Raw genomic sequence first — 18,986 nt, 5'->3', positions numbered from 1 at the left:
GTGCCGCCCGCTCAGCCGCGGATCCGGGCGTGGTGTTCACGCTCGATGGCAGTGACCGCCTCGGCCACCACCGCATCCACGTCGCGGTCCGTCAGAGTGCGCGACTTGTCCTGCAAAATCAAGCCCATAGCGAGACTCTTGAATCCCGGCTCGACGCCCTGGCCGACGTAACGGTCGAACAGGTTCAGGTCGCGCAGCAGCGGGCCTGCGGCCTGGCGCACGGTCGCCGCCAGATCGGCCCAGGCCACCTGTTCAGGCACCAGGAACGCGAGGTCGCGACGCACCGCCGGGAAGCGCGACAGCTCGCCGGCACGTGGCAGGCGACGGGCGGTCAGCGGTTCCAGATCCAGCTCGAAGGCGTAGACATCGGCCTCGATATCCATCGCCTTGGCCAGACGCGGGTGGATCTGGCCGATCCAGCCGATCGCCACGCCATCGCGGAACACCTCGGCCGACCGCGCCGGGTGGCCGTAGGCACGGGCCGACGGGCGGAACTCCAGTACCGCACCACTGGCAGCCGCCAGCGATTCCAGGTCGCCCTTCAGGTCATGGAAGTCGACCTTGCGAGTCGGCAGGCCCCACTGCACCGCCTGCGCGTCACCGCAGACAGCTGCCGCCACGCGCGGCGTTTCCAGCGGTGCCGGTTGGCCATCTCCGGCCTGCTGGGCGAACACGCGGCCGAGCTCGAACAGGCGCACGCGGCCGAGCTGGCGGGCGGCGTTGCGGCCCAGTGTGGCGACCAGGCCCGGCAGCAGCGACGGACGCATTACCGCCAGTTCGGCCGACAGTGGATTGGCCAGTGGCACCAGGCCGTCGCGCAGCTGCCACTGGGCCAGCAGCGCATCGTCGACGAAGGCGAAATTGACGGTTTCCTGCTGGTCACGGGCGATCAGCTGGCGGCGCACGCTCAGCGCGTCCAGCTGGGTCTCGCTCGGCATCGCCACGCGGGCGGCACCGCCCGGCAGCGTGGTCGGGATCTGCTCGTAACCGTGGATGCGGGCCAGCTCTTCGATCAGGTCTTCTTCAATGGCGATGTCGAAGCGGCGGCTCGGCGCGACCACCTGCCAGCCGTCGGCAGCAGCAACCACGTCCATGCCCAGCGCGCGCAGGATGCGCTCGACTTCCGCATCGTCGATGGTGATGCCGAGCACGCGGGTGATGCGGGCGCGGCGCAGCACGATGGTTGCCGGCTGCGGCAGATCGGCTTCACGCACGGCCTCGGTAACCGGCGCCGGGGTGCCGCCCGCCAGGTCCAGCACCAGGCGAGTGGCGTACTCGATCGCGATGCGCGGCAGCGCCGGATCGACGCCGCGCTCGAAGCGGTGGCCGGCATCGGTGTGCAGGCCCAGCTTGCGGCCACGGCCCATGATCGCAGCCGGCGCGAAGTGCGCGGCTTCCAGGAACACGGCGGTGGTTGCGTCGGTGACACGGGTGTCGAAGCCGCCCATCAGGCCAGCCAGGCCGATCGCACGATCGGCGTCGGTGACCACCAGGAAGCTGTCGTCCAGCGCGGCATCGCGGCCGTCCAGCAGCTTCAGCGTCTCGCCCGCGCGCGAACGGCGCACGGCAATGCTGCCCTGCAGGGTGCCGAGGTCGTAGGCATGCATCGGCTGGCCCAGCTCCAGCATCACATACTGGGTGATGTCGACCAGCAGCGAGACCGGACGCACGCCACTGCGGCGCAGGCGCTCGGCCATCCACAACGGAGTCTTGGCGGCGGCGTTGACGCCCTCGATGACACGGCCCAGGTAACGCGGCGCTTCGGCGCCGGCGTCGAGCTGGATGCTCAGCTCACGGCTGCCGACTGCCGGAATGGCCTCGGCAGCGAAGTCCAGCACTTCGCTGCGGGTGGCGGCGGCGACGTCATAGGCGATGCCGCGCAGGCTGAAGCAGTCGGCGCGGTTCGGGGTCAGCTTGATCTCGATGCTGGCGTCCGGCAGGCCCAGGTAGTCGACCAGGGCCTGGCCGACCGGCGCGTCATCGGGCAGCTCCAGCAGGCCGGAGGCATCGTTGTCCAGGCCCAGCTCCTTGGCCGAGCACAGCATGCCGTTGGACTCGACGCCGCGCAGCTTGGCCGGCTTGATCTTCAGCTCGCCGATCTGCGCACCCACCATGGCCAGCGGCGCGACCAGGCCCGGGCGCGCGTTCGGTGCGCCGCAGACGATCTGCAGCAGTTCGCCCTGCCCGGCATCGACCCTGCACACCTGCAGGCGATCAGCTTCGGGATGGCGCACGGCCTCGACGATGCGCGCCACGACCACGTGATCGAGGCCTTCGCCCAGCGCGGTCACTTCTTCCACTTCCAGGCCGATGGCGGTCAGCACTGCACTCAGTTCATCGCGCGAGGCGCCGGTCGGGACATGGCTGCGCAGCCAGTTTTCGGAGAATTTCATGGTGTCACCCTGGTGGGCCCGGCGCATGCGCCTGGGCCTGCGAATTTAGGAGCAGCCGAGCATGGCTCGGCTCTACATGGTTGCGGCTTACGCGAACTGTTTCAGGAATCGCACGTCGTTCTCGAAGAACGCGCGCAGATCGTTGACGCCGTAACGAAGCATCGCGAAACGCTCCACGCCCATGCCGAACGCGAAGCCGGTGTAGCGCTCCGGATCGATGCCGACGTTGCGCAGCACGTTCGGATGGACCATGCCGCAGCCCAGCACTTCCAGCCAGCGGGTGCTGCCGTCGGGCTGCTGCCAGGCAATGTCCACTTCCGCGCCCGGCTCCACGAACGGGAAATAGCTGGGGCGGAAGCGCATCTCGAAGTCGCGCTCGAAGAACGCGCGCACGAACTCGGCCAGCGTGCCCTTCAGGTCGGCGAAGGTCGAATGCTCGTCCACCAGCAGGCCTTCCACCTGGTGGAACATCGGCGAATGGGTCTGGTCGCTGTCGCTGCGGTACACCTTGCCGGCGGCGATCATGCGCAGTGGCGGCGCGTGGTCGCCCATGTAGCGCACCTGCACGCCGGAGGTGTGCGTGCGCAGCAGGCGGCCGTCGCCGAAGTAGAAGGTGTCGTGCATGGCGCGCGCCGGATGGTGCGGCGGGAAGTTCAGCGCCTCGAAATTGTGCCAGTCGTCCTCGATCTCCGGCCCTTCCGACAGCTCGTAGCCCAGCCGGCCGAAGATGCCGGTGATGCGCTCCAGGGTGCGGGTGATCGGGTGCAGGCCGGCACGGTCGCCGTTGCGGCCCGGCAGGGTGATGTCGATGGCTTCGGCGGCCAGGCGCGCATCCAGCGCCGCGTCCTCCAGCAGCGCCTTGCGCTCGCCCAGCGCGCGGGTCAGCGCGTCGCGGGCCTGGTTGATCGCTTCACCAGCGGCCTTGCGCTCGTCCGCCGGCAGGGCGCCGAGCTGCTTGAGCTGCGAGGTGATGCTGCCACTCTTGCCAAGCAGGGCCACGCGCAGCTGTTCCAGCACGTCGGGACTCTGTGCGGCGGCCACATCGGCCAGCGCCTGGGTGGTGAGGGATTGGATGTCGCTCATGGGGGGCCGGAACTCCAGTCGATCTGCCATCGCGATGCGCGAAGGGCCGACCCCTGTCGCCACCGCCGTCCCCGCGCTGCCGCCATGGCCTCGCCGGAACCCAAAAAAGAATGGGGAAGGACTTGCGCCCTTCCCCATGCATTGCCTTGACCTGACACCGTTCCGAGTGAACGGTTACGGCATCGGGAAGGACTTATGCCGCCAGCGCGCCCTTGGCCTTTTCGGCCAGCGCAGCAAAACCGGCTGCGTCGTGCACGGCGATGTCAGCCAGGACCTTGCGATCCAGGGTGATGCCAGCCTTCAGCAGGCCGTTCATGAAGCGGCTGTAGCTCAGGCCGTTGATGCGGGCAGCCGCATTGATACGGGTGATCCACAGCGAACGGAAGTTGCGCTTCTTCTGCTTACGGCCGATGTAGGCGTACTGCTGTGCCTTGATGACCGCCTGCTTGGCGACGCGGAAGACCTTGCGACGGGCGTTGTAATAGCCCTTGGCGAGATCCAGAATCTTCTTGTGGCGGCGACGCGCCTGTACGCCACGCTTAACTCGTGCCATTTTTCAGTTCCTCAGAGGTAAGGGAGCATGCGGTCCAGACGGCCTGCGTCTTCTGCACGGACATGGCCCGTCTGACGCAGATTACGCTTACGCTTGGTCGCTTTCTTCGTGAGGATGTGGCTACGGTTGGCGTGGCCGCACTTGTACTTGCCCGAGGCGGTCTTGCGGAAACGCTTGGCCGCTGCCCGGTTGGTCTTGATCTTGGGCATTGCAATGTCCTTGATGGGATATGACCCTGGTTTCTGACTGATCTGGCGGCGGCCTGGGCCGCTCTTTCCGTCCTGCCATGATCGGCGTACGACCCGTCCTGGGTGGGTCGAGCCGGGCATGATACAGGCAAAACCGCCCTGCCACCAGCCCCTGCAGCCCTTTCGCCGGCACTTCACCGGCATCCTGCAAAAGCAAAGGGACGCCAGCGGCGTCCCTTTATCCTGAACCATTCAGCCAGGCGCCCCGGAAGGCGGCCCGTCCGGCCTCAGGTCTTCTTCTTCGGCGCGATCATCATGACCATCTGGCGCCCTTCCAGGCGCGGACGGGATTCAATGACGATGTCCTCGCCCAGATCGGCCTCGATCCGGTTGGCCATTTCACGACCCAGTTCCTGGTGGCTCATTTCACGGCCACGGAAGCGGATGTTGACCTTGATCTTGTCGCCTTCTTCAAGGAACCCGCGCATCTTGCGCAGCTTGATCTGGTAGTCGCCCTCGTCCGTGACCGGACGGAACTTCACTTCCTTGATCTCGACCTGCTTGGTCTTCTTCTTGGCCTCGCTGGCCTTCTTCTGCGCTTCGAACTTGAACTTGCCGAAGTCCATGATCTTGCAGACCGGCGGATCGGCCTGCGGCTGGATCTCGACCAGGTCCAGGCCTTCATCTTCGGCCATGGACAGCGCTTCGTCGCGCGACAACACGCCGATCATTTCTCCGTCACTGCCGATCACGCGGACGCGCGGCACACGGATTTCCTGATTCTTGCGGTTCTGTTTGTTGTCAGGGGTGCTGATATTACGTTCTCCCAAGGGTATCGAACCGGTCCGGGTGCCTGTGCGCCCGGACCGGACCTTTGCTTACGCGCCCTCGGCCTGGAGCCGCTCGATGAAGGCCTGCAGGCTCATGCTGCCCAGGTCTTCGCCAGAACGCGTACGCACCGCCACAGCCCCATTCTCCTTCTCGCGGTCACCGATGACCAGCAGGTAGGGCACGCGCTGCAACGTATGCTCGCGGATTTTATAGCCGATCTTCTCGTTACGCAAATCCGAGCTGACGCGGAAGCCTTGCTCCGCAAGGGTTTTGGTCACGCCCGAGACGTAGTCGGCCTGGGCGTCGGTGATGTTGGCCACCACCACCTGGGTCGGTGCCAGCCAGGCCGGGAACTGGCCGGCATGGTGCTCGATCAGGATGCCCAGGAAGCGCTCCATCGAGCCGACGATGGCGCGGTGCAGCATGACCGGGTGCTTCTTCTGGCTGTTCTCGTCCACGTACTCGGCGCCCAGGCGGCCCGGCATCATGAAGTCGACCTGCATGGTGCCCAGCTGCCAGGTACGGCCGATCGCGTCCTTCAGGTGGTACTCGATCTTCGGGCCGTAGAAGGCACCCTCGCCCGGCAGCTCCTGCCATTCCACGCCACAGGCGGTCAGCGCCGAGCGCAGCGCGCCTTCGGCCTTGTCCCAGGTGGCGTCGTCACCCAGGCGCGACTCCGGACGCAGCGCGATCTTGATCTGGATCTCGTCGAAGCCGAAGTGCCGGTAAACCGCCAGCGCCTGCTGGTGGAAGGCCGTCACTTCCGACTCGATCTGGTTTTCCGTGCAGAACACGTGGCCGTCGTCCTGGGTGAAACCACGCACGCGCAGGATGCCGTGCAGCGCGCCGGACGGCTCGTTGCGGTGGCAGGAACCGAACTCACCGTAGCGGATCGGCAGGTCGCGGTAGCTGTGCAGGCCCTGGTTGAACACCTGGATGTGGCCCGGGCAGTTCATCGGCTTGACCGCGTACGTGCGCTTCTCCGATTCGGTGAAGAACATGTTGTCCTGGTAGTTGTCCCAGTGGCCGGACTTCTTCCACAGGCTCACGTCCAGGATCTGCGGGCAGCGCACTTCGCCGTAGCCGCTGCTGCGGTAGACCTTGCGCATGTACTGCTCGACCACCTGCCACAGTGCCCAGCCCTTCGGGTGCCAGAACACCAGGCCCGGGGCTTCTTCCTGCAGGTGGAACAGGTCCTGCTGCTTGCCGATGCGGCGGTGGTCGCGCATCTCGGCTTCCTCGATGCGCTTGATGTACGCCTCCAGCTGCTTCTTGTCAGCCCAGGCGGTGCCGTAGATGCGCTGCAGCTGCTCGTTCTGCGCGTCGCCGCGCCAGTAGGCGCCGGAGATGCGGGTCAGCTTGAAGGCCTTCAGGAAGCGCGTGTTCGGCACGTGCGGGCCCCGGCACATGTCCACGTATTCCTGGTGGTAGTACATGCCCATCGCCTGGATGTCGTCGGACATGTCTTCGATCAGGCGCAGCTTGTAGTCCTCGCCACGGGCCTTGAAGATCTCGATCACCTCGGCGCGCGGCGTCATCTTCTTGATGACGTCGTAGTCCTGGGCGATCAGTTCACCCATGCGCTTCTCGATCGCGGCCATGTCGTCCGGCGTGAACGGGCGCTCGGAATAGATGTCGTAGTAGAAGCCCTCGGCGATCACCGGGCCGATCACCATCTTCACGTCCGGGTACAGCTGCTTGACGGCGTGGCCGACCAGGTGGGCGCAGGAGTGGCGGATGATCTCCACGCCCTCCTCGTCCTTGGCGGTGATGATGCGCAGGCTGGCATCGTGGTCGATGACGTCGCTGGCATCGACCAGCACGCCATCGACGGAACCGGCGATGGTGGCCTTGGCCAGGCCGGCACCGATCGACTGGGCGACGTCCATGACGCTGACGGGATTTTCGAACTCGCGGCGGCTGCCGTCGGGAAGGGTAATGTTGATCATCGCAGTGGCTTCGTGCGGGGCCCGCGGGGCGGGCTGGAAAGCGTTCCCGGGCCGCGGCCCGGGCAATAAAAAAGCGCCGCGAGGGCGCCTGGAACACAGGGCCTTCGGGGGCAGGTCAACAGTGGGCGGTGGTAGTGCTCATGTCGCACGCTCGGCCGGCGCTGGGCGCGGGCCACCTTGTTCCAGTCAGGAGTCTGCGACGATCTTAAACCAGCGCACCGGAAAGCCCAAGGGCTGCCGTGCGGTCCGCTGAATGGCCGGCGCTGGCGGCGTGAAAACGCAATGATTACCATGTCCGCGCAGCCCGCCCCGTGCCAGCCTGCCCGCTTCCCCCAGGACCTCGTGATGCGCCACCCGCTCCGACCGGCTCCCGCCGGCCCCGCCCGTGCCCCGCGTTCGCCGGCCCACTGCCGTGGCGCCCGCCCGCAATGATCACCGTCGGCCTTTCCACCCTGGGCTTCTGCAGCCTGGGCATGCTGGCAGCGATGTTTTCGGCACTGGCCTTCTATGCCGCCTCGCCGCACTGCCGTTGGCCCCGCCTGCGCCGTGCCGGTCGTCTCGGCCGCCAGATCGGCCTGGTCGCCGCCGCTGCTGCCCTGTGGTTGTGGATGGCCGAACTCGGCTTCGCTGCCGGCCTGGTGGCGATGCTGTGCACCTGGATGCTCGCTGCGATGCTGTTGCCGGCGCTGGCCGCCTGGCATCGCCCGGGCACGGAGTCACCCTGATGTGGCCGCGCGCCTTCGCCGGCATCATCGCTGGCTTCCTGCTTGCGGCCGCCGCTACCGGCCTGCTGGCCTGGCTGCCGCCCGGCCCGTGGCAGCGCGCACTGGTGCCGACCCTGATCGCCTTCATCCCGTTATGGATGCTGGCCGCCCTGTGGGCGTTCAGCTTCCGCAGCGCACTGCGCGCCTGGCTGGTTCTGGGTGGCAGCGCCGCGGCCGGCTTCGCCGTGCTCGGGCTGCTGCGCCTGACCGGCGCGGTGCAATGAGAGCTCCCCCATGAAGTTCAGTTCGCAGACGCTGCGCACGTTCACCACCCTGCACACCTGGGTCGGCCTGGTCGCCGGCTTCGGCCTTTTCGTGGCCTTCTATGCGGGTGCGCTGACCCTGTTCCATCACGACTTGCCGCTGTGGCAGACCCCGGGCGCAGCCACCGCCTTGCCGGCGGGCCTGGACGATGCGCAGTACCTGCTGGAAGACGTACTGGCGACACACCCGGAGGCCCGCCGCCACGTTGGCATGACCTTCCCCGGCACCGAACACCCGCAGCCCCTGGCGTACTGGCAGGCCGATGACGGCAGCTGGCGCTACGCCTGGCCGGGCCAGATCGCCGGCAGCCCCTCGCCGCCGCAGACCGGACTGGCAGAACTGGTCAACGAACTGCACTACAGCCTCGGCCTGCCGGTGGCCGGCATCTATGTGATGGGCATCGTCAGCCTGCTGTATGGCATGGCGCTGCTGAGCGGCCTGGTGATCCACCTGCCGAGGCTGTTCGGCGACCTGTTCGCGCTGCGCCCGGGCCGCAACCTGAAGCAGCTGTGGCAGGACGCGCACAACGTGATCGGCGTGCTCAGCCTGCCTTTCCACCTGATGTTCGCAGTCACGGGCGCCCTGCTGTGCCTGGTGTTCGTGCAGATGGCCCTGCTCAATCCGCTGATCTACGACGGCAAGGCGCTGCAAGCGGTACCGACCGCGATGGACACTGCGCCGGTGCGCGATGCCAGCGGGATTCCGGCGCCACCGGGCAGCCTGCGCGTGCTGCATGCGCGCGCACTTGAAGTGGCCCGCGCGCAGGGCGTGGCCAACTTTGAACCGGCTTACCTGAAGCTGGCCAATGGCGGTGATGCCAACGCCACGATCGAGATCACCGGCGAGGCCAGTGGCACCCTCGGCCCGCTTGGTGCCGTGGCATTGGACGTCGCCACCGGCAACCTGCTCGCGTCGCAGCTGCCGGGCCAGCGCGACGCCAACCACGCCACGCTCAGCGCCGCCTACGCGCTGCACTTCGGTGAGTTCGGCAACGGCGTGGTGGTCTGGCTGTACTTCCTGCTCGGCCTCGGCGGTGCGTTCCTGTTCTACTCCGGCAACCTGCTGTGGATCGAGTCGCGGCGCAGGCGTCGCCAGCCACAACAGCCACGTGCCGGTGTGAACATGGCGCGGGCCACGGTCGGCGTGTGCATCGGCCTGTGCGTGGCGATCTCGGTCGCGTTCGTCACCGCACTGGTGCTGGAGCGGCTGGCACCGTCGGCGCTCGACCACGGCATCCGCTGGGCCTGCTTCGGCAGCTGGGCAGCCTGTGCGCTGTGGGCTGCACTGCGCCGCCCCGCGCAGGCCGCGCGCGAACTGCTGTGGGCCGCAGCGATCAGCACTGCACTGGTGCCGGTCCTGCACGGTGCACTCAATGGTGACTGGCTGTGGCGCGCCGCCGCGCGTGGCCAGTGGCCGCTGTTCTGGATCGATGCCATCGCGCTGGCCATGGCCTTCGGCTTCGCCCGCCTGGCCGTCGCCAGCCAGCGCCGCGCCCGCAACGGCGATCCGAACAGCGTCTGGGCGAACTGAAGCGTCGCCGGGCATGAGCCCGGCGCCAGCACGCGACTCAATCGCCGATGCGCGCCTTCTGCCACGGGCCGAGCATGGCGTTGAGCAGGCTGGCCTGATCGTCGTCACCGGTCAGCTCCCACATGAACACTCCGGCCAGGCCCTGCTCGCGGGCGAACTGCGCACGCAGGCCGATCGAACGCGGGTCCTCATAGCTGATGAGGATCTTCTGCCCGGCGTTGTACAGCCACGGGCTCTGCGCCTGCGGCTGCCAGTGCCTGGTCCAACCCGGCTGGTCGAGATAGCGCGCCTTGATCACCCGCCAGTCGCCGGCATCGGCCGGTGCACTGTAGGGCTGATACAGGCCGTCCGGTGCATCGCCGGTGACCTTGAAGCCGCGCCCGTAGAACGGCACGCCCAGCACCAGCTTGTCGGCCGGCACGCCATGTTCACGGTAGTACTGCACGGCGCCGGCCACGTTGTTCCAGCGGCGCAGCTCCGGCGCCAGCGGATCGGCCGGCACTTCATGCAAGGGCGCATTGAAGGTCGACACCGACGAAAAGCCGGTGCCCATGTCGTAGCTCATCAGGTTGATGAAATCGAACACCCTGGCCAGCGCCGGCAGGTCGTAGCTCGCCGCTGGATCATAGGGACCGTCGGTCTGCAGGCGGCCGGCGGCCAACGCGGCGGTCAGCAGCATCGGCTGGCCCACCTTGCGACCGCGTGCATCGAGTGCCTGGCGGAAGGACTGCGCAAGCCGGGTCAGGTTGGCGCGATCCTGCGGGCGATGCGCCAGCTCCTTCGGTCCGCCACTGACCGGGAATTCCCAGTCGATGTCCACGCCATCGAAGCTGCCGGCGTGGCGTTCGAAGAACAGCGCCATGCACGAATCGACCAGGCGCCTGCGGCTGGCCTCGGTCAGCGCTGCATCGGAGAATCCACCCGCGCCCCAGCCACCGATCGAAATCAGCGTGCGCAGGTGCGGATGCGCCTTCTTGAGTTCGGCCAGTGCGGCGAAATTCTTCGGCGCTTCCGCACCGACCGTGCAGCGGCCGTCCTCGATGGTGGAGAACGCGTAGAACAGGTGGGTCAGGCGCTCGGCCGGAATGCTCGACACCGGATAGCGCTCGGCCGATCCGCCAGGGTAGTAGGCGCCGAAGATCGGCGGCTGTGCGGGCGCTGCGTGCGCGGCAATGGGCAAGGCACCGGCAATCAGCACGGCAAGGACGGCCACGGTCTGGCGGAACATGGGATCTCCCGGTTCAAAGGCGCCGCCACGTTAGCAAACGGAAGGACCCATGGGACGGATGTCGCGGCATGTCGCCCCGTGACAGGCACACCGCATCCCGTGACGACAGCGGGGCAGACACGCGATTGCCGTCATGCACTGCAGCAGGACACGCACCGACGCCGCCGCCCCATGCATCGGCTAAGGTAGCCGCAGACCTTCAATCGCGCATGGACATGAGCATCGACTACGACAGTATCGACGACGGCGACCTGCTTGGCGACGAAACCCTCGACGACCGCGAGGCACTGGAGGCGCGCGCCTACGCCGCCTTCCGCGAAGGCGACCTGCAGCAGGCGGTGGCGCTGTTCGGCGAGCTGATCGCACTCGCTGCCGAAGTGCCGTACCTGCATTACATGCGCGGATTGGCACACAAGTACCTGCGCGACTGGGCCTCCTCACTGCAGGACAACCTCCAATCAGAACAGCTGCGCGGCGAGTTCGATGAAGCCACCGCGTGGAATGCCGGTATCGCCGCCACCGGCGTCGGTGACTGGGCCGAAGCACGCCGCCAATGGTCCCGCTGTGGCATCACCCTGCCCGAGGGCGAAGGCCCGATCGAGGGCAACTTCGGCGTAGCCTGCGTGCGCTTGGCACCGTGGTCCGACGCCGAAGTGGTGTTTATGAGCCGCATTGATCCGGTGCGTGCACGCATCGACAACGTACCGCTGCCTGAAAGCGGCTTCCGCTTCGGCGACATCGTGCTGCACGACGGGGCCTCGACCGGCCAACGTGCCTATGACGAGCGCCAGGTGCCGGTGTTCAATGCCATGCAGCGCCTGCAGCCTTCGGACATGGCGACCTTCACCGTGTTCGTGCAGTGCGACTCGGCCGATGACATCGCTGCCCTGGAGGCCATCACGCTGCCCGGCATCGGCATGGTCGAGGACTGGACGGCCACCGTGCGCCGGCTGTGCCGCCGCTGCAGCTACGGCACGCCTCACCATCATGGCGATGAGGCACCACGTGAAGACCAATGGAGACGCGAACGTGACCTCGGCGTGGCCGCACAGGGCCGGGCCGCGGTGGAAAAGCTCATGGCGATGTGGGTTGCTGCAGCCCCCGGCCGCGTGCTGGAGGCCATCGAACAGCGCGAGCACCCGCTGAGTGACCCCGAGCCGGGCCAGGTGTGGTGGCTGGGAGAGGAGGAAGAAGGCGCGCAGGTGTAGGGACCAACGATCCTCGCCCACAGGATTCCAGGCAAAGAGAAAGCGGGCCGAAGCCCGCTTTCTCATTTGCGAAAGCGTGAGGACCAACGGTCCTCACCCACCGCACGATCAGCAGTACCGATTATTCGGCGCTGGCGCCTTCGCCTTCTTCGACGGCCTTCATCGACAGGCGGATACGGCCCTGCTTGTCGACTTCCAGCACCTTGACCTTGACCACATCGCCTTCCTTCAGCTTGTCGCCGACCTTCTCGACGCGCTCGCTGGAGATCTGCGACACGTGGACCAGGCCGTCCTTGCCCGGCAGGATGGTAACGAACGCACCGAAGTCCATGATCTTGGCGACCTTGCCTTCGTAGATGCGGCCCGGCTCGACGTCCGAGGTGATCTGCTCGATGCGGGCCTTGGCGGCCTGGGCAGCGATGGCGTTGACCGACGCGATGACGATGGTGCCGTCGTCCTGGATGTCGATCTGGGTGCCGGTTTCCTTGGTGATGGCCTGGATGGTCGAGCCACCCTTGCCGATCACTTCGCGGATCTTGTCCGGGTGGATCTTGATGGTCAGCAGGCGCGGCGCGTAGTCCGACAGCTCCTCACGCGGAGCGGTCAGGCCGTGGGCCATTTCACCCAGGATGTGCAGGCGGCCAGCCTTGGCCTGCTGCAGGGCCTGCTTCATGATCTCTTCGGTGATGCCTTCGATCTTGATGTCCATCTGCAGGGCGGAGATGCCCTCAGCGGTACCGGCCACCTTGAAGTCCATGTCGCCTAGGTGATCTTCGTCACCCAGGATGTCGGACAGGACCACGAAACGGTCGCCTTCCTTGACCAGGCCCATGGCAATACCGGCCACCGGTGCCTTCACCGGCACGCCGGCGTCCATCAGGGCCAGCGACGAGCCGCAGACCGACGCCATCGACGAAGAACCGTTCGACTCGGTGATTTCCGAGACGACGCGGATGGTGTACGGGAAGGCTTCCAGCGACGGCATGACAGCCAGCACGCCGCGCTTGGCCAGACGACCGTGGCCGATTTCGCGGCGCTTCGGGCCCATCATGCGGCCGCACTCGCCCACCGAGAACGGAGGGAAGTTGTAGTGGAACAGGAAGTTTTCCTTGTACTCACCGGCAACGGCATCGATGACCTGGCCATCACGGGCGGTGCCCAGGGTGATGGTCACGATGGCCTGGGTTTCGCCGCGGGTGAACAGCGAGGAACCGTGGGTACGCGGCAGCACGCCAGTCTTCACGGCGATCGGGCGGACGGTGTCCAGCGCACGGCCGTCGATACGGACCTTGGTGTCCAGCACCGAGTCACGCATGGTGCGGTATTCCAGCTCGCCGAATTCCTTCGACAGCTCGGCCGGGTTCCAGCCTTCGGCGGCCACGCGGCCCGCCAGGGCTTCGAACACGTCCTTCTTGATCGCCGAGATGGCGTCACGGCGCTGCAGCTTGTCGCGCACCTGGAAGGCTTCGCCCAGGCGCGGGCCGATGGCTTCCTTCAGCGCGGAGATCAGCGCGTCGTTCTTGGCCGGGGCTTCCCAGGTCGACGGCTTGGTGCCGGCTTCGACGGTCAGCTCGTTGATCGCGTTGATGACCTTCTGCATTTCGCGGTGACCGAAAGTCACGGCGCCCAGCATCACGTCTTCGGACAGCAGCGCGGCTTCGGATTCGACCATCAGCACGGCGTTGGAGGTACCGGCAACGACCAGTTCCAGCTGCGAGTCAGCCAGTTCGCTGACGGTCGGGTTCAGGATGTACTCGCCGTTCTTGTAGCCGACCTTGGCAGCGCCGATCGGGCCCATGAACGGGGTGCCGGCCAGGGCCAGGGCAGCCGAGGCGCCGATCAGGGCCGGGATGTCGCCGTCCACGTCCGGGTTCAGCGACATGACCGTGGCGATGATCTGCACTTCGTTCTTGTAGTCTTCCGGGAACAGCGGACGGATCGGACGGTCGATCAGACGCGAGATCAGCGTTTCCTTCTCGGTCGCACGGCCTTCACGCTTGAAGAAACCACCCGGGATGCGGCCGCCGGCGTAGAACTTTTCCTGATAATCGACGGTCAGCGGGAAGAAGTCCTGGCCTTCGCGCGCGCTCTTGGCGGCGACGGCGGTGACCAGCAGTACGGTGTCGTCCATCTTGACGATGACCGCGCCGCTGGCCTGGCGGGCGACTTCGCCGGTCTCAAGCGTGACGGTGTGCTTGCCGTACTGGAAGGTTTTGGTGATTTTTGCCACGGAGGGTGTCCTTGGGGATGCTGTCTGCGAATTTGGACCGTCGGCGACCCTTGCCGCCAGCGGGTGGCCGGATCGTTCCGGCCTGAATCGGGGATTGCGGTGCTACAAAACAAAACCGCGGCGCATCGCTGCGCCGCGGGAGATTCGTTGCTTAGCGACGCAGGCCAAGCTTTTCGATCAGGGCCTTGTAACGCTCGACGTCCTTCTTCTTCAGGTAGTCGAGCAGGCTGCGACGGCGGTTGACCATCTGCAGCAGGCCGCGGCGGCTGTGGTGATCCTTCTTGTGGGTCTTGAAGTGGCCGGTCAGCAGTTCGATGCGGGCGGTCAGCAGGGCAACCTGGACTTCCGGGGAGCCGGTGTCAGCGGCGCTGCGCTTGTTGTCTTCAATGACCTTCTGGGTGTCGATCGACATTTCTTTTTTCTCTGTGATGCGTGGCCGGCAGGAACGCGCTTCGCGCACCGCCAGGCTCGCCGTGGACTACGAGGATGAAACCTGCGCGAGGCAGGTTGCCGGAAAACGGCCGCGAAATTGTAACGGCCAGGGGCTTCCGGGACAAGGACCGGGGCTGAACCACCCTGCCCCGGTCAGAGGTTGAAACGGCGCTGCGGGGCCAGCAGGCCACTGTCGTCGACCTGGCCCAGGCCCTGGACAGCATCGTCCGGACCGAACACGGCCACCAGGCCATGCGGCCAGGACGCGTCACGCTGGCGCTGGCCGACGCAGAAGCGGTGGGTCTGCCCGGCATCGAGGTCGACCCGCGGGTATCCAGCCAGGCCGGCTGCCAGCGGCAGCAGCAGCGCGTCCATGCCCGCCTCGTCGCCGGCCTCGGCCATCGCCCGCAACTGGTCCAGGGTGACCATCGCCGGCGCGCGGAACGGTTCGACCCACAGCCGGCGCAGCGCGCTGATGTGGGCGCCACAGCCCAGGCGTTCGCCGAGATCGCGGGCCAAGCTGCGGATATAGGTGCCGGAGCCACAGGTCACGCGCAGGTGCAGGCGCCCGGGCAGCTGTTCGAGCACCTCGATCGCGTGCACCTGGACCTCGCGCTCCGGAGCCTCGATGGCCTCGCCGCGGCGGGCCTTCACATACAGCGGTTCCCCGCCCTGCTTCAGCGCCGAATAGATCGGAGCCCGCTGACGGATGTTCCCCGTCAGTGGCGCCAGCGCAGCCTGCAGGGCCTCGGCGCTGATCGCCGGCACCGGGCGCTGCACCAGCACCTGGCCCTCGGCATCATCGGTATCCGTGGTCTGGCCGAGGACGATCTCGGCATCGTACGCCTTGGCCGAACCCAGCAGCAGGCCGGCGATCTTGGTGGCCTCGCCGAAGCATAGTGGCAGCAGGCCGGTGGCCAACGGGTCGAGGCTGCCGGTGTGGCCACCCTTCTCGGCACGGAACAGGCGGCGCGCCACTTGCAGGGCGGCGTTGGAGCTCATGCCGGTCGACTTGTCGAGCAGCAGGATGCCATCCAGGCGGCGGAACTGAATTCGGGTCATGGCAGAAATGTGTAGGGCCGAGCCATGCTCGGCTGCCGCAGCGCGGTCTGCGTCAGACGTCGCACAGCCGGAATGCAACGACGCCGGGCATGCCCGGCGTCGCGCGGTTATTCGTCGTCGCTCCCGCGACGCTTCTCCGCGGCCAGCGTATCGGGCAGGTCGCGCAGGATGTTGTCGATGTGCTCACCACGGTCGACCGAGTCGTCGTAGTGGAAATGCAGCTCCGGCACGTGGCGCAGCTTCATCGCGCGGGCCAGGTCCATGCGCAGGCGGTAGCCCAGCTCCTTCAGGCCGGCCACGGCTTCAGCCGAGCGTTCCGGCATCAGGGCGGTGACGAACACCTTGGCATGGGCCATGTCGCGGGTGATTTCCACGTCGGACACGCTCACCGAGGGCAACCCGTGCTCGCGCACGGCGTTGTGCACCAGGGTGCCGAGTTCACGGCGCAGCTGGGCGGAGACACGGTCGGTTCGATGGAAAGTCTTGGGCACGAGCAGCTCTTGGTTCAGTTGTCGCCCGACCAACGGTCGGGCGCTACCTTTGATTCGATTGTCGCCCGACCAACGGTCGGGCGCTACAGGTACATGGTAGGGCCCGACCGTTGGTCGGGCCACCTTGCAGCATTACAGGGTGCGCGGCACTTCGATACGCTCGAAGCACTCGATCTGGTCGCCCGGCTTGACGTCGTTGTAGGCCTTCACCGCGATACCGCATTCGGTACCGTTGCGGACTTCCTCGACGTTCTCCTTGAAGCGACGCAGCGATTCCAGCTCGCCCTCGAAGATCACCACGCTGTCGCGCAGCACGCGGATCGGCTTGTTGCGCTTGACCACGCCCTCGATGACCATCGAGCCGGCAACGGCGCCCAGCTTGGAGCTGCGGAAGACGTCGCGGACCTCGGCGATACCGATGATCTCTTCGCGGATCTCCACGCCCAGCAGACCGGATGCCACCTGCTTCACCTGATCGATCACGTCATAGATGATCGAGAAGTAACGCAGGTCAACGCCGTTGGATTCAATGATGCGACGGGCCGAAGCATCCGCACGCACGTTGAAGCCGATGACGGTGGCCTTCGAAGCAGCCGCCGAGTTGGCATCCGATTCGGTGATGCCGCCGACGCCGGAGTGGATCACGTTGATGCGGATGTCTTCGTTGGACAGCGCGACCAGTGCCTGGCTCAGGGCCTGCACCGAACCCTGCACGTCGGCCTTGATGACCAGGTTGAGAACCTGCTGGCCCTCGCCCTTGCCCAGGGTCGCCATGATGTCTTCCATGCGGCTGCCAGCGGTGGCGACCAGGCGCGATTCACGGCGCTTGGTCTCACGCTGCTGGGCAACATCCTTGGCCAGGCGCTCGTCCTCGACCACCACGAAGTCGTCTCCGGCTTCCGGCACACCGGACAGGCCCAGGACCTGCACCGGGATCGACGGGCCGGCGAACTCCGGCTGCTTGCCGGTTTCGTCGAACAGCGCACGCACGCGGCCGTACTGGATACCGCACACCAGGTAGTCGCCCTTCTTCAGGCGGCCCTGCTGCACCAGCACCGTAGCGACCGGGCCGCGGCCCTTGTCCAGCGACGATTCGATCACCACGCCCGAGGCGCGGCCTTCGTCGACGGCCTTCAGTTCCAGCAGTTCGGCCTGCACCGACACCGCGTCCAGCAGGTCGTCGATGCCCAGGCCGGTCTTGGCCGAGATCTCCACCATCTGGATGTCACCACCGAACTCTTCGGCCACGACCTGCTCGGAGAGCAGCTCGTTCTTGACCCGCATCGGGTCGGCGCCGGACTTGTCGATCTTGTTGATCGCCACGATCAGCGGCACACCCGCCGAACGGGCGTGCTGGATCGCTTCCTTGGTCTGCGGCATGACGCCGTCGTCGGCAGCAACCACCAGCACCACGATGTCGGTCAGCTTGGCACCGCGGGCACGCATCGAGGTGAACGCGGCGTGGCCCGGGGTATCCAGGAAGCTGATGACGCCCTTGGGCGTCTCGACGTGGTAGGCGCCGATATGCTGGGTGATGCCGCCGGCTTCGCCGTGGGCAACCTTGGTGCGGCGGATGTAGTCCAGCAGCGAGGTCTTGCCGTGGTCCACGTGACCCATGATGGTGACCACCGGCGGGCGCTGTACGGCTTCGCCCTGGTTTTCACCGGTCGAAGCCAGCAGCGCGTCTTCGGCATCGTTGTCGTTGGCACGGATCGCCTTGTGGCCGAGTTCTTCGGTCACCAGCGCAGCGGTGTCGTGGTCGATGGACTGGGTGATGGTCGCCATCACGCCCATCTTGAACAGCGCCTTCACCACCTCGCCGCCCTTCAGCGCGAGCTTCTGCGCCAGGTCGGCCACGGTGATGGTCTCGCCGATCGCGACTTCACGCACGACCGGTGCGGTCGGGCGTTCGAACGCGTGCGGACCGGCATTGTTGCCACCACGCGACATGTCGCGACGGCCACCGGACTGGTTGCGCCCACCCGGACGTCCACGCGAACTGCTGTTGTTGCTGTTGCCACGACGCGCACGGTCGGCGGCCGACAGGTGCATCTGGCCGGCGAAGCGGTCGCCCGGGCCACGCTCGTTGCGCGGCGCGCTGCGGTTGTTGCGCTCGTCGTTGCGCGGCGGCGGCGGAGCACCACGCGGCGCAGCCGGGGCGGCGGCCGGGGCGCGCGGCGGGCGCGGCGCGGTTTCGTCGATCGGAGCACGCTTGGGCTTGCTGGCGGCCAGTGCCTCGGCCGCCTTGGCCGCAGCCGCAGCTTCCTCGGCGGCCTTCTTCTCGGCCTCGGCGCGTTCCTTGGCGGCGGCCTCTTCCTCACGGGCACGGACGATGGCCTCGTCGCGCAGACGATCCTTCTCGGCCAGGGCCTGCTGTTCGGCGAGGTTGCGCGCACGCGACTCTTCCAGCTTGCGCAGGATGTCGGCGCGCTCTTCGTCCGGCGTCATGGCGCGAGCACCATCCTTGACGTAGGTACGCTTCTGGCGCACCTCGACATTCACGGTCGTCTTGCTGCGACCGGAATTGACCGTCACTTCCTGCTGCTTCCGGCGGTTGAGCGTGATCTTCTTTGCAGACTGATCGGTCTCTTCCGGGGCCTGCTCGGGCTTGCCGTGCGAACGACGAAGGAAGCCCAGGAGCTTTACCTTCTCGGAGCTGGTCACGACCTGGTCGGGACCGCTGAACTTCATGCCGGCACCGGCCAGCTGTTCCAGCAGTTTTTCGACCGGCGTGTTGACCAGTTCGGCAAGCTTGCGGATGGTGGTTTGCTGCGACATTC

General features: G+C 66.7%; 16 protein-coding genes. 4 read left to right on the top strand and 12 right to left on the bottom strand.

Annotated elements, in window-relative coordinates; translation table 11 throughout:
- Positions 1–11 precede the first annotated feature (11 nt).
- The 6 genes from pheT to thrS all read right to left on the bottom strand — a co-directional run bounded on the left by pheT (position 12) and on the right by thrS (position 6,997).
- On the bottom strand, positions 12–2,393 hold the full coding sequence (gene pheT, locus ACM0O9_RS02070; RefSeq protein ID WP_053499262.1) for a phenylalanine--tRNA ligase subunit beta: 2,382 nt from the start codon (positions 2,391–2,393) through the stop codon (positions 12–14).
- Positions 2,394–2,480: 87 nt separating this feature from the next.
- Positions 2,481–3,476, bottom strand: coding sequence for a phenylalanine--tRNA ligase subunit alpha (locus ACM0O9_RS02065; RefSeq protein WP_005417865.1), 996 nt, complete (start codon positions 3,474–3,476; stop codon positions 2,481–2,483).
- 193 nt (positions 3,477–3,669) lie between these two features.
- Positions 3,670–4,029 carry a 50S ribosomal protein L20 gene (gene rplT, locus ACM0O9_RS02060; RefSeq protein ID WP_005410435.1) on the bottom strand — a complete coding sequence of 120 codons (360 nt, stop codon included), beginning with the start codon at positions 4,027–4,029 and terminating at the stop codon, positions 3,670–3,672.
- A gap of 11 nt (positions 4,030–4,040) precedes the next feature.
- Positions 4,041–4,238 carry a 50S ribosomal protein L35 gene (gene rpmI / locus ACM0O9_RS02055; protein WP_005410436.1) on the bottom strand — a complete coding sequence of 66 codons (198 nt, stop codon included), beginning with the start codon at positions 4,236–4,238 and terminating at the stop codon, positions 4,041–4,043.
- 266 nt (positions 4,239–4,504) lie between these two features.
- Entirely contained in the window at positions 4,505–5,047 is a 543-nt protein-coding gene (gene infC / locus ACM0O9_RS02050; protein ID WP_080104334.1) for a translation initiation factor IF-3, read from the bottom strand.
- Positions 5,048–5,095: 48 nt separating this feature from the next.
- Entirely contained in the window at positions 5,096–6,997 is a 1,902-nt protein-coding gene (gene thrS, locus ACM0O9_RS02045; RefSeq protein WP_005417872.1) for a threonine--tRNA ligase, read from the bottom strand.
- Positions 6,998–7,425: 428 nt separating this feature from the next.
- Here thrS and ACM0O9_RS02040 point away from each other — a divergent pair, with 428 nt between their 5' ends.
- From ACM0O9_RS02040 to ACM0O9_RS02030, 3 genes are read left to right on the top strand one after another with little or no spacing between them, the layout of a single operon-like run.
- Entirely contained in the window at positions 7,426–7,722 is a 297-nt protein-coding gene (locus tag ACM0O9_RS02040; RefSeq protein WP_005410439.1) for a hypothetical protein, read from the top strand.
- Entirely contained in the window at positions 7,722–7,985 is a 264-nt protein-coding gene (locus ACM0O9_RS02035) for a hypothetical protein (RefSeq protein WP_049413666.1), read from the top strand. The genes ACM0O9_RS02040 and ACM0O9_RS02035 overlap by 1 nt, the downstream gene beginning before the upstream one ends.
- A 10-nt stretch (positions 7,986–7,995) precedes the next feature.
- Positions 7,996–9,555: a PepSY-associated TM helix domain-containing protein gene (locus ACM0O9_RS02030; RefSeq protein ID WP_065179358.1), complete on the top strand. Its 1,560-nt coding sequence runs from the start codon at positions 7,996–7,998 to the stop codon at positions 9,553–9,555.
- A gap of 37 nt (positions 9,556–9,592) precedes the next feature.
- Here the strand turns inward: ACM0O9_RS02030 and ACM0O9_RS02025 are convergent, their stop codons facing one another.
- A complete protein-coding gene (locus tag ACM0O9_RS02025; protein ID WP_005417882.1) occupies positions 9,593–10,783 on the bottom strand; it encodes a glycoside hydrolase family 18 protein in 1,191 nt (396 codons plus the stop codon).
- 215 nt (positions 10,784–10,998) lie between these two features.
- Here ACM0O9_RS02025 and ACM0O9_RS02020 point away from each other — a divergent pair, with 215 nt between their 5' ends.
- Positions 10,999–11,991, top strand: coding sequence for a tetratricopeptide repeat protein (locus ACM0O9_RS02020; protein WP_231109138.1), 993 nt, complete (start codon positions 10,999–11,001; stop codon positions 11,989–11,991).
- 121 nt (positions 11,992–12,112) lie between these two features.
- Here ACM0O9_RS02020 and pnp read toward each other — a convergent pair whose 3' ends face one another.
- From pnp to infB, 5 genes are all read right to left on the bottom strand, one after another.
- Positions 12,113–14,221, bottom strand: a complete 2,109-nt coding sequence (gene pnp / locus ACM0O9_RS02015; protein WP_053499253.1) for a polyribonucleotide nucleotidyltransferase — start codon at positions 14,219–14,221, stop codon at positions 12,113–12,115.
- 151 nt (positions 14,222–14,372) lie between these two features.
- Positions 14,373–14,633, bottom strand: coding sequence for a 30S ribosomal protein S15 (gene rpsO / locus ACM0O9_RS02010; protein ID WP_005417886.1), 261 nt, complete (start codon positions 14,631–14,633; stop codon positions 14,373–14,375).
- A 173-nt stretch (positions 14,634–14,806) separates the two neighbouring features.
- Entirely contained in the window at positions 14,807–15,715 is a 909-nt protein-coding gene (gene truB, locus ACM0O9_RS02005) for a tRNA pseudouridine(55) synthase TruB (protein ID WP_005417888.1), read from the bottom strand.
- A 107-nt stretch (positions 15,716–15,822) separates the two neighbouring features.
- A complete protein-coding gene (gene rbfA, locus ACM0O9_RS02000) occupies positions 15,823–16,206 on the bottom strand; it encodes a 30S ribosome-binding factor RbfA (protein ID WP_065179361.1) in 384 nt (127 codons plus the stop codon).
- Between the two features lie 132 nt (positions 16,207–16,338).
- Positions 16,339–18,984, bottom strand: coding sequence for a translation initiation factor IF-2 (gene infB / locus ACM0O9_RS01995; RefSeq protein WP_065179362.1), 2,646 nt, complete (start codon positions 18,982–18,984; stop codon positions 16,339–16,341).
- Positions 18,985–18,986 lie beyond the last annotated feature (2 nt).

The organism is Stenotrophomonas sp. FR012 (assembly GCF_047520565.2).
Lineage (GTDB): Bacteria > Pseudomonadota > Gammaproteobacteria > Xanthomonadales > Xanthomonadaceae > Stenotrophomonas > Stenotrophomonas sepilia.
This window is presented reverse-complemented; position numbering and strand designations above follow the sequence as displayed.